The sequence below is a fragment of the Streptomyces palmae genome, from assembly GCF_004684805.1.
Taxonomy (GTDB): domain Bacteria; phylum Actinomycetota; class Actinomycetes; order Streptomycetales; family Streptomycetaceae; genus Streptomyces; species Streptomyces palmae.
Genome location: NZ_SRID01000235.1, coordinates 1 through 10759, shown reverse-complemented (window position 1 = coordinate 10759; position 10759 = coordinate 1). Strand labels below are relative to the sequence as shown.

At 73.3% G+C, this 10759-nt stretch carries 11 protein-coding genes and 1 pseudogene; 11 read left to right on the top strand and 1 reads right to left on the bottom strand.

What is annotated here, in order from left to right:
- Positions 1 to 639 precede the first annotated feature (639 nt).
- Together E4099_RS21775 and E4099_RS21770 are read left to right on the top strand one after the other, a co-directional pair.
- Complete coding sequence (locus E4099_RS21775; RefSeq protein ID WP_135340793.1) at positions 640 to 1422, top strand: MBL fold metallo-hydrolase; 783 nt, start codon at positions 640 to 642, stop codon at positions 1420 to 1422.
- A gap of 56 nt (positions 1423 to 1478) precedes the next feature.
- On the top strand, positions 1479 to 2057 hold the full coding sequence (locus E4099_RS21770; protein ID WP_135340794.1) for a DedA family protein: 579 nt from the start codon (positions 1479 to 1481) through the stop codon (positions 2055 to 2057).
- On the opposite strand, the gene E4099_RS21765 is transcribed toward E4099_RS21770, so the two are convergent.
- On the bottom strand, positions 2058 to 3680 hold the full coding sequence (locus E4099_RS21765; protein ID WP_446697066.1) for an FAD-dependent oxidoreductase: 1623 nt from the start codon (positions 3678 to 3680) through the stop codon (positions 2058 to 2060).
- A gap of 167 nt (positions 3681 to 3847) precedes the next feature.
- On the opposite strand from E4099_RS21765, the gene E4099_RS21760 reads away from it, so the two are divergent.
- From E4099_RS21760 to E4099_RS21720, 9 genes and pseudogenes are all read left to right on the top strand, one after another.
- Positions 3848 to 4984: a SchA/CurD-like domain-containing protein gene (locus E4099_RS21760; RefSeq protein ID WP_135340791.1), complete on the top strand. Its 1137-nt coding sequence runs from the start codon at positions 3848 to 3850 to the stop codon at positions 4982 to 4984.
- 49 nt (positions 4985 to 5033) lie between these two features.
- The gene (locus E4099_RS21755) at positions 5034 to 5444 is read left to right on the top strand and encodes a cupin domain-containing protein (protein ID WP_135340790.1); all 411 of its coding nucleotides are present in this window, start codon (positions 5034 to 5036) and stop codon (positions 5442 to 5444) included.
- Positions 5441 to 6709 (top strand): beta-ketoacyl-[acyl-carrier-protein] synthase family protein, encoded by a 1269-nt coding sequence (locus E4099_RS21750; protein ID WP_135340789.1) that lies wholly within the window; start codon positions 5441 to 5443, stop codon positions 6707 to 6709. Before E4099_RS21755 ends, E4099_RS21750 begins: the two co-directional genes overlap by 4 nt.
- The gene (locus E4099_RS21745) at positions 6706 to 7950 is read left to right on the top strand and encodes a beta-ketoacyl synthase N-terminal-like domain-containing protein (protein WP_135340788.1); all 1245 of its coding nucleotides are present in this window, start codon (positions 6706 to 6708) and stop codon (positions 7948 to 7950) included. Before E4099_RS21750 ends, E4099_RS21745 begins: the two co-directional genes overlap by 4 nt.
- Positions 7950 to 8207 carry an acyl carrier protein gene (locus tag E4099_RS21740; protein ID WP_209446686.1) on the top strand — a complete coding sequence of 86 codons (258 nt, stop codon included), beginning with the start codon at positions 7950 to 7952 and terminating at the stop codon, positions 8205 to 8207. Before E4099_RS21745 ends, E4099_RS21740 begins: the two co-directional genes overlap by 1 nt.
- 1 nt (position 8208) lies before the next feature.
- Complete coding sequence (locus E4099_RS21735; protein ID WP_135340786.1) at positions 8209 to 8673, top strand: SRPBCC family protein; 465 nt, start codon at positions 8209 to 8211, stop codon at positions 8671 to 8673.
- A 2-nt stretch (positions 8674 to 8675) separates the two neighbouring features.
- Positions 8676 to 9005 carry a TcmI family type II polyketide cyclase gene (locus tag E4099_RS21730; protein ID WP_135340785.1) on the top strand — a complete coding sequence of 110 codons (330 nt, stop codon included), beginning with the start codon at positions 8676 to 8678 and terminating at the stop codon, positions 9003 to 9005.
- A 357-nt stretch (positions 9006 to 9362) separates the two neighbouring features.
- Positions 9363 to 10280 carry a hypothetical protein gene (locus tag E4099_RS21725; RefSeq protein WP_135340784.1) on the top strand — a complete coding sequence of 306 codons (918 nt, stop codon included), beginning with the start codon at positions 9363 to 9365 and terminating at the stop codon, positions 10278 to 10280.
- A gap of 259 nt (positions 10281 to 10539) precedes the next feature.
- A pseudogene (locus tag E4099_RS21720) lies at positions 10540 to 10759 on the top strand (hypothetical protein); the annotation flags it as partial.

Genomic DNA, 10759 nt, shown 5'->3' with positions numbered 1-10759 from the left:
TCAGCTGTGTATAAGAGACAGGTCTGCGGGTCGTTCGTGGCTGGTCGGGCAGTTCCTCCCGCCCCCGCGGGGCGCGCCCACCGCTCAGGCCACCGCACGCGTCGTCCTCCTCGCCTCGCCGTTCCGACCCCCAAGACTGTCAGACGGCGTGCCCCGTCAGGGGCGCGGGGAACTGCGCGAGCGACCACCCACCAAGCCGCGGCCGACACACCGGGCGAGGACCGTGCGGGATCGGGGCTGCCAGTGCTTCGTCCGCAGGTCGTTCGTGGCTGGTCGCGCAGTTCCTCCCCCAGACTTCGTCCGGGACCCCCAGCGCCCCTCCGGGGCGCGCCCACCGCAGGGCCCTCCACATGCCAGACGGCGTGCCCCGTCAGGGGCGCGGGGAACTGCGCGAGCGACCACCCACCAAGCCGCGGCCGACACACCGGGCGAGGACCGTGCGGGATCGGGGCTGCCGGTGCTTCGTCCGCGGGTCGTTCGTGGCTGGTCGCGCAGTTCCCCGCGCCCCCAAAGGGGCGCTGGGGCTCCCCCGGACGAAGTCCGGGGGAGGAACTGCGCGAGCGACCGCCCACCAGGCCACAGCTCGGGTACACACGGAGCACTACGCTCGGGGGGAGACCCGTGGGAGGGAGAATCCGCGTGCCGGTGGAGATCACCTGGTGGGGGCATGCCACCGCGACCGTGCGGGACTCGGGAGTGCGGGTGCTCACCGATCCGCTGTTCGCACGCCGGCTGGCGCATCTGCGGCGGCGCCGCGGCGAGCTGCCCGGGCCCAGGGCGGCGCTCGCCGATGTGGCGCTGGTCTCCCATCTCCATGCCGACCACCTCCATCTGCCCTCGCTGGCCCGGCTGGCGCCCGGCACCCGGCTGCTGGTGCCGTACGGGGCGGGGCGGGCGGTGCGGGGCCTGCGGCGGCTGGCCGCGACCCGCGGGTTGCGGGTGACCGAGGTGCGGCCCGGGGACGAGGTGGTGGTCGGGGAGGTCCGGATCCGGGCGGTGCCGGCCGCGCACGACGGCCGGCGGCTGCCGTACGGGCCCTCCCGGGTGCCGGCGCTGGGCTATGTGCTGCGCGGTGAGGCGGTGACCTACTTCGCGGGGGACACCGGGCTCTTCGACCGGATGGCGCAGGTGGTCGGCGAGTGCGACGTGGCGCTGCTGCCGGTGGGCGGCTGGGGCCCGTTCCTGGGGCACGGGCACCTGGACGCGGGGCGGGCGGCGCAGGCGCTGGCCCGGTTGGGGGCGCGCGGCGCGGTGCCGGTGCACTACGGGACGTACTGGCCGATCGGGCTGGACGGGGTCCGGCCGCACGAGTTCCACGCGCCGGGGCAGGAGTTCGTCCGGCATGCCGAGCGGTTGGCCCCCCAGGCGGTGGTGCACCGGCTGGACCATGGGCAGACCGTGCTGCTGGAGGCCGCCAGGTGATCGGGGAGCTCACGGAGTTGGCGCGCCGGGTGCCGGCCGAGTCCACGCAGCAGGCGATGGGTTACCCCTCACTGTTCCTGCTGGTGGGGCTGGGGGCGCTGGTGCCCGTGGTGCCGACCGGGGCGGTGGTGAGTTCGGCGGCGGTGGTGGCCCTCCACCAGAGCTCGCCCCTCGCGCTGCCGCTGGTGTTCCTGGTGGCCTCGCTGGCGGCGTTCCTGGGCGATCTGGGTCTGTACTGGCTGGGTGCCCGGGGGGTGAGGTCAAGGAACGGTTCGCGGTGGCTGGCGCGGCTGCGGGAGCGGGCCGCGCCGGACCGGCTGGCCCAGGCCCGGCGGCGGCTGGAGGAGCACGGAGTGGCGGTGCTGGTGGTGTCCCGGCTGCTGCCGGCGGGCCGGATCCCGGTGATGCTGGCCTGTCTGCTGGCCCGGATGCCGCTGCGGCGGTTCGCGCACGGGGCCTGGCCCGCGGCCCTGGCCTGGGCGGGCACGTACCAGCTGATCGGTGTGGCGGGCGGTTCGCTGTTCGCCGAGCCGTGGCAGGGGGTGCTGGTGGCGGTGGTGCTGACGGTGCTGGTGGGCGCGGTGCCGGGTGTGTGGCGCCGGGTTCGCCGCGCCCACCAGGAGCCGGCGGGCTGATCAGTCCAGGCTGAGCACCGCGGTCAGCACCTCGACCAGGGTGGCCTCCGGGTCGGAGTCGGGGCCGGTGGCGCGCCAGGCCACATAGCCGTCCGGGCGGACCAGCACCGCGCCCCGCTCGCCGGTGCCGTAGGTGGCGGCGAAGTCGGCGCCGGGCTCGGGGGCCAGGTCCAGCTCGGGGCCGTTGCCGATGCGGTAGCTGTCCAGCGGCACCGAGAGCCGCTTGGCGGCGTGCTGGGCCGCGGTGTGCCAGTCCTCGCCCTCGGGGCCGGTGAGCAGCACCGGGTGACGTTCGAACAGGTCCAGGGTGGAGAGCCGGACCCCGGCGCGCAGCAGCCACAGGTGCGGGGCGCGGCTGCCGGGCTGCCCGGTGGCGGCGAAGCGCTCGGGCACCGGGGACTCGGCCGGATCGGTGCCGTACACCGCGCCCTTGGGGTAGCGGTAGCCCATGGCGACGGCCAGTACGTCGCTCTGCCGGCCGGTGGCGGCGGGTGCGGCGTACCCGGGGTGGCGGTGCTCGGCGGAGCGGGCGGCGGCGCGGGCGCTGGTGGCCTGGGCGACCGGCCGGCGCTCGTCGCCGTAGCTGTCGAGCAGGCCCGGTCCGGCCCAGCCCTCGAGTACCGCGGCGAGTTTCCAGGCGAGGTTGTGGGCGTCCTGGATGCCGGTGTTGGAGCCGAAGGCGCCGGTGGGTGACATCTCGTGGGCGGAGTCGCCGGCCAGGAAGACCCGCCCGTCCCGGTAGCGCTCGGCGACGCGCTGGGCCGCGTGCCAGGGCGCCTTGCCGGTGATCTCGATCTCCATCTCCGGGACGCCGACGGCGGTCTGGATGTGGGTGATGCACCGCTCGTCGGTGAACTCCTCCAGGGTCTCGCCGCGTTCGGGGTGCCAGGGGGCGTGGAAGACCCACTGCTCGGCGTTGTCCACCGGCAGCAGGGCGCCGTCCGCCTGGGGGTTCGTCAGATAGCAGGCGATGAAGCGGCGGTCGCCCAGGACGTCGGCCAGCCGCTTGGCGCGGAAGGTGATGCTGACGTTGTGGAACAGGTCCCCGCGACCGCTCTGGCCGATGCCGAGCCGCTCGCGCACCGGGCTACGCGGGCCGTCGGCGGCGACCAGGTACTCGGCGCGCACCGTGCGCGAGGTCTGGGCGACCCGGTCCCAGAGCACCGCGGTCACCCCGTCCGGGTCCTGCTCGAAGGAGCGCAGCTCGGTGTTGAAGCGCAGGTCGCCGCCGAGCTCCCGGGCCGCCCGCAGCAGGACCGGCTCCAGGTCGTTCTGGCTGCACAGGCACCAGCCCGAGGGGCTGATCCGGGACAGCTTGCCGCCCGGGTCGATCTCCTTGAACAGCCATTCCTGCTCGACTCCGGTGAGGGACGCGGCCTGAAGGATCCCGTGGTTGTCGGCGAGTACCGAGGCGGCCTCGCGGATGGCCCTCTCCACGCCGGCGGTGCGGAAGAGCTCCATGGTGCGGACGTTGTTGCCGCGTCCACGCGGGTGGTGGGAGGTGCCGGGGTGCTTCTCGACCAGCAGGTGGTCGATGCCGAGGCGGCCGAGGAAGAGCGAGGTCGACAGACCCACCAGAGAGCCCCCCACCACCAGGACGGGGACGGTTTCGGGCGGATCCACCGGGTTGACGGTATGAGGAGTCATTTTGCCGCTATGCCCCGCTGTGCATGGTCTTCCGGTGGGACGGGCCGCCCATTCCCTCGAACGGATCACACACCTCGCGCCATCCGTGGGAGGACAGCACCATCGGGAAACGGGCGTTCTGCCCCGCGAAGGAGATGTGGAACATGAGCACTCTGTCGGAAAGCCCGCGTCCCACCCCCCGACCACGCTCCGCGGCCGCGGAGACACGGTTGCGGGTGGTGCTGATGCTGGAGGTGCGCAACGGTGCCCAGCAGCGCTTCCTGGACGCCTACGACCAGCTCTGCCATCAGGTGGCCTCGGTGCCCGGTCACGTCAGCGACCAGCTGTGCCAGTCGATCGAGAACCCCTCCCAGTGGCTGATCACCAGTGAGTGGGAGAGCGCCAGGCCCTTCCTGAGCTGGGTGGACAGCGAGGCGCACCGGGAGATGGTCAAGCCGCTGCACGGCTGCGTCAACGACACCCGCTCGCTGCGCTTCACCATCATGCGGGAGACCGGCCACGGCCCCGCGATCCCGATCACCACCGAGGGCCTGCTGGCCGAGCCCCGCGTCGGCGACGGGATCGTCCGGCACGCGCTGACCTTCACCGTGCGGCCCGGCAGCGAGCAGGCGGTGGCCGAGATCCTGGCCGGCTACGAGCCGCCCGAGTCCCGGGTCGACGACACCACCCGGCTGCGCCGCACCTCGCTGTTCATGCGCGGCAACCAGGTGGTGCGGTCGGTGGAGGTCACCGGCGACCTGGTCGCGGCGCTGCGCCATGTGGCGCAGCAGCCGCAGGTACGCGCGGTGGAGGAGGCGCTCAACCCGCACCTGGTGGAGGAGCGGGACCTGGACGACCCGGTCTCGGCCCGCGAGTTCTTCCAGCGCGCCGCGCTCCCCTCGGTGCACCACTGGGCGATGTCCGGGCTGCTGCCCAGGGGCATCCGGCGGCACGCGCTGCTCTACCCGGTCCGCGAGGGCTGCGGTACGGCGGTGGCGACCCTGCTGGCCCGTCAGGACGAGCTGGCGGCGGCCCGGTACGCGACCGACCCGATGGTGGTGGCCAGCACCATCTTCCAGCGGGACGACCGGGTGGTCCGTCTGATCGACGTCGCCGGGCCGCTGGAGCGGCGCCCGGCGGTGGCCGCCGGGGTCGCCGGACCGCGTGCGGCGGGCGTGCTCAGCCGACTGGTCGACCTGGGTCCGGGCGGCGACCTGTCCGACGACGCCGGGCTGCGCCGCTTCCTGGGCCGGTGCGCGATGACCCCGATCACCGACCGCCGGGCGTCCGGCCGGGCGTGACCGGCCGCACCGCGCACCCCACTCCGCCCCTCTTCGGGAGGTACCGAGAATGACCAGCCAGAACGCCCCCCGCATCGTGAGCCTCGACGAGGTCCCGCCCAACCGCCGCCGCGGCGGCGATCTCCGCGCCATGCTCACCCCGCCGATGGTGGGCGCCACCAGCGGCTTCATGGGGGTGGCGATAGTCGCCCCGGGTGAGCGTGTCGGGGAGCACTACCACCCGTACTCCGAGGAGTTCGTGTACCTCGTCCGCGGCGAACTCGAGGTGGACCTGGACGGCCGGACGTACTCGCTCCGCACCGACCAGGGCCTGATGATCCCGGCGTTCATGCGCCACCGGTTCCGCAACGAGGGGGACACCGAGGCCCGGATGGTCTTCCATCTGGGTCCGCTGGCCCCGCGGCCGGACCTCGGGCACGTGGACACCGAGGGCACCGAAGCGACCCAGGTCGCGTCATGACCAGGCGAGTGGCGGTCACCGGGGTCGGGGTCGTCGCTCCGGGAGGTGTGGGCGTGCCCGCCTTCTGGGACATGCTGACCGCGGGCCGTACGGCGACGCGCGGCATCACCCTGTTCGACCCCGCGGGCTTCCGGTCCCGTATCGCGGCCGAGTGCGACTTCGACGCGGCGGCCTTCGGGCTGAGCCCGCAGGAGGTGGCGCGCGCCGACCGCTACGTGCAGTTCGCGATGGTGGCCGCGGACGAGGCAATACGGGACAGTGGCCTGGAGCCGGGCGCGCAGGACCCCTGGCGCACCGGGGTGTCGCTGGGCACCGCGGTCGGCGGCACCACCCGGCTGGAGCACGACTACGTGCGGGTCAGCGGGGAGGGCGAGCGGTGGGACGTGGACCACCGGCGGGCCGGCCCGTTCCTGGAGCGGGCGTTCACCCCGAGCGTGCTGGCGTCCGCGGTCGCCGAGCGGTTCGGGGTGCACGGCGCGGTGCAGACCGTGTCCACCGGCTGCACCTCGGGTCTGGACGCGATCGGCTACGCCTTCCAGGCCATCGAGGAGGACCTGGCGGACGTGTACATCGCGGGCGCCTCCGACTCGCCGATCTCGCCGATCACGGTGGCCTGCTTCGACGCCATCCGGGCGACCTCGCCGAACAACGACGACCCGGAGCACGCCTCCAGGCCGTTCGACGCGAGGCGGGACGGCTTCGTGATGGGCGAGGGCGCCGCGGTGCTGGTGCTGGAGGAGCTGGAGCACGCGCGGGCCCGCGGCGTGGACCCGTACTGCGAGATCAGCGGCTTCGCCACGTTCGGCAACGCCTACCACATGACCGGGCTGACCCGGGAGGGTCTGGAGATGTCCATGGCCATCGACACGGCCCTGGACCACGCCCGGATCGCCTCCTGCGACATCGACTACGTCAACGCGCACGGCTCCGGCACCAAGCAGAACGACCGGCACGAGACGGCCGCGGTGAAGCGCTCGCTGGGCGAGCACGCCTACCGGACGCCGATGAGCTCCATCAAGTCCATGGTGGGCCACTCACTGGGCGCGATAGGCGCGATAGAGGTGGCCGCCTGCACCCTGGCGATGGCCCGCGGGGTGGTCCCGCCCACGGCCAACTACGAGGATCCCGACCCGGAGTGCGACCTGGACTACGTGCCGAAGACGGCGCGTGAGGCGCGGCTGCGCCGGGTGCTGTCGGTGGGCAGCGGCTTCGGCGGCTTCCAGTCCGCGGTGGTCATGAGCCGGGACGGTGGGAGGTCGCGATGAACATCCCGGCTGCCGAACGGCGCACGGTGATCACCGGTTTGGGGATCATCGCCCCGAACGGCATGGGCACCGACGCCTTCTGGAAGGCGACCCGGGAAGGCGTGAGCGTGCTGGACCGGATCACCCGGGAGGGCTGCGACGGCTATCCGCTGCGGGTCGCTGGCGAGGTACGGGCCTTCGACCCGGGGGTGATGGTCGAGGAACGCTTCCTGGTGCAGACGGACCGGTTCAGCCACTTCGCGATGGCCGCCGCGGACCTGGCCCTGCAGAACGCCCAGCTGCGCACCGAGGAGATGCCGGCGCACCGGGTGGGGGTGGTGACCGCGGCCGGCTCCGGGGGCGGCGAGTTCGGCCAGCGCGAACTCCAGCGGCTGTGGGGCAAGGGCCCCAGCTATGTCGGCCCGTACCAGTCCATCGCCTGGTTCTACGCGGCCAGCACCGGCCAGATCTCGATCCGCGGCGGCTTCAAGGGCCCCTGCGGGGTGGTGGCCAGTGACGAGGCGGGCGGCCTGGACGCCTTCGCGCACGCCGCGCGGTCCATACGCAACGGGGCCGACGCGGTGGTGGTGGGCGCCACCGAGGCACCCCTGGCCCCCTACTCGATGGTGTGCCAGCTCGGTTACCCGGAGCTGAGCCGGTCCGAGGATCCGGAGCGCGCCTATCTGCCGTTCACCGCCGAGGCGTGCGGATTCGTGCCCGCGGAGGGCGGGGCCATGCTGGTGGTGGAGGAGGAGGCGGCCGCCCGGGCCCGCGGGGCACCCGTGCGCGCCGTGGTCCTCGGGCACGGGGCCACCTTCACCCGGTCCTCCCGGTGGGATCGGTCCCGGGAGGGGCTGGCGCGGGCCATCGGCGCCGCGTTGGAGCGGTCGGGCTGCGCCCCGAACGAGATCGACGTGGTGTTCGCGGACGCGCTGGGGACCGTCGAGGCCGATCGCGCCGAGGCGCTGGCGCTCGCGGACGTCCTGGGCCCGCGCGCCGCCCGGGTGCCGGTGACCGCGCCGAAGGCCGGGTTCGGACGGGCCTACGGCGGTGCCGCGGCGCTGGACGTGGCGGCCGCGGTGCTCGCCCTGGAACACGGAACGGTGCCGCCCACCCCGCGCGTCACCGACGTCTGCCATGACCTGGACCTGGTGACCTGCCGGCCGCGCGGCGTCGAGCTGCGCACCGCGCTGGTACTGAGCCGGGGCCTGATGGGGTCGAACGCGGCGCTGGTTCTGCGCCGCCCGGAAGGAGAGATCTGATGTCACGCGAACTCACCTACGAAGAGCTTGCCTCCCTGATGAAGAGCTGCACCGGGATCACCATGGATCCGCAGCGGCTGCGCGACGACCCGCAGGCGCCGCTGGCCGACATCGGACTCGACTCCCTGGGGCTGCTGGCCATCGTCAGCGAGCTGGAGAAGCGCCACGGGGTCCAGATCGACTCCGGGCCCGAGGCCTGCAAGACCCCGGGTGACTTCGTGGCAGCCGTCAACGAGTCCCTCACGGTAGGAGCATGACATGTCCGGACACACCGACAACGAGATCGTCATCGCCGCCCCCCTGGACCTGGTCTGGGACATCACCAACGACCTGGCCAAGTGGCCCGAGCTGTTCAGCGAGTACGCCTCGGTGGAGATCCTGGAGCAGCAGGGCGACACCACCACCTTCCGGCTGACCATGCACCCGGACGACAACGGCACCGTGTGGAGCTGGGTCTCCGAGCGGGAGGCGGACCGTGAGGCGCGCACCGTGTGGGCGCGCCGGGTGGAGACCGGGCCGTTCGCGTACATGAACATCCGCTGGGAGTACGAGGAGACGCCCGAGGGCACCCTGATGCGGTGGACCCAGGACTTCGAGATGAAGCCCGAGGCGCCCGTCGACGACGCCGGGATGACGGCCCACATCAACCGCAACTCCAAGATCCAGATGGAGTTGATCCGGGACAAGGTCGAGCAGCGCGCCCGGGCGCGGGTCGGGGCCTGACCATGCACCGCGCGCTGATCGTGGCCCGGATGAAGCCGGGCTCGGCGTCCGACATCGCGACCGTGTTCGCCGACTCCGACCGCGGCGAGCTGCCGGGGCTGATCGGGGTCACCGGGCGCAGCCTGTTCCAGTTCGGCGATGTGTACCTGCATCTGATCGAGGCGGAGCAGCCGCCGGGCCCGCGGGTGACGCAGCACGCCGACCACCCGGAGTTCCAGGACGTCAGCCGGCGGCTGGCGCACTTCGTGGCGGCCTACGACCCGGCGACCTGGCGCAGCCCCAAGGACGCGATGGCCCAGGAGTTCTACCGCTGGGAGCGGCAGCCCGGCTGACCGGCCCGCGGCGGCACGCCGCTCCCCCACCGAGATCCGCCGCGCCACCCGGGCGCGGCGGATCTCGGTTGTGCGGGCCCGGATGCGGGTCCGCGGCGGGCGGCCGGAGGCGGGGGGCTCGGGCGGACGCACGGCAGACCGCACCGCCGAGAAGATATGACGAGCCATCAGATGAACTCGGACGAACGAGTGACGACACGCCGGGGCGGCCACCCGAAGAGCGGACAGGGCCACCCGATTGCGCCCATGTCCGGTGGCGGGTGGGTCGGATGTGTTCGACGGTGAGGTAGGCGCCTCCGCGATCCCCATTTACTGGCATATGGCCGGTAATCGCACGGAGCGCCGAAAGGATTCACCATGCGTTCCACTCGCACAGTCATCGGCGGTGCGGTGCTCGGTGCCGCACTGACCCTGGGTGCCCCGGCCGCGTTCGCCGACTCCGACGCGTCTTCCAGCACCCACACGCAGGCGCAGTCCCAGAGCGCTGAGAAGGGCGACTCCGGGAGTGACAAGGACGGTCGCGACGGTCGGGACGGCCGCGAGAACGGAAAGGAGGACGAGGGCCGGGGGAAGGGCGACGAGGGCTTCTTCGGCCGTGGCGAGGAGGGTAAGTTCTTCCACCACCACCGCCACTTCCACCACCACCGCCACTTCTGCGACTTCGGTGAGGGCCGCTTCGGCCACGGCCGGGGCGAGGAAGGCCGCTTCGGTGAGGGTCACCGGGGCGAGGAAGGCCGCGAAAAGGGCGACCGCGGTGAGGAGGGTCGCTACGGCGAGGGCCGTGACGACGAGGAAGGCTACGGCGGCGGCCGCGAAGAGGACGAGGGCGACTTCGGCTACGGCGATGACGAGGAGCGCGGCTTCCGCGGCGGCTTCGGCGAGGGTGGCCGGGGCGGCTACGGCGAGGGCGGTCGCGGCGGCTTCGGCGGCCACGGCGGCTTCGGCGGCCGTTGCGAGGGTCGCTTCGGCGGCGGCTTCGGCGAGGGTGGCCGGGGCGGCTTCGGCGAGGGCGGTCGCGGCGGCTTCGGCGAAGGTGGCCGGGGTGGCTACGGCGAAGGTGGCCGGGGCGGCTACGGCGGCGGCTTCGGCGGCCGTGGTGGCGAGGAGAGCGGTTACCTCCGTCACCACCGTCCGCACGGCGGTGTGCACACCGGTGGCGGCGGTACGGCCATGGACAACAGCGGTGGCATGGCCGCCGGTGCGGTCCTGCTGGCCGGTGGCCTCGGCGCCGGTGCGTACGTCCTGCGTCGTCGCAGCTCCGCGAACAAGGCCTGAGCAGCTGCTGTCTAGCAGCTAGCTAGGGCGACGGGTCCGCCGTGGTCACCGCCGTTGGACGGCGGTGACCACGGCGCTGCCACGAGGGCACCCGGCCCGTACCGCGCCGGGTCCTGCGAACGACCGGGCCAGCCACCCAGCGGCCGGCCCGGTTCGGGTCGGGCACCGACGCCCCGTCAGGAGTCCGCATCACCGACCCGCCAGAACGCCCTTCAGACGTCCAGACCGTCAGATCGCCAGAGGAAGAAAGGCACGCTCCATGGTCGTACCCGATCCGAAGCGCCCCCCGGTCGCACCCGCCACGGAGCGGGCCGCGCGGGGCCGCGACGGCAGCACCCGGCTCCTGCGCTGGGCCGCGGCAGCCTCGCTGATCGGCGCGCTGCTCATCTACCAGTCCGTCGACGCCTCGTCCCAGCCCTCGCCGGGGCAGGCGTCCGTTTCGGTCCAGCCCTCCCCGGAGCGGGTGACCGCCCCGGCCC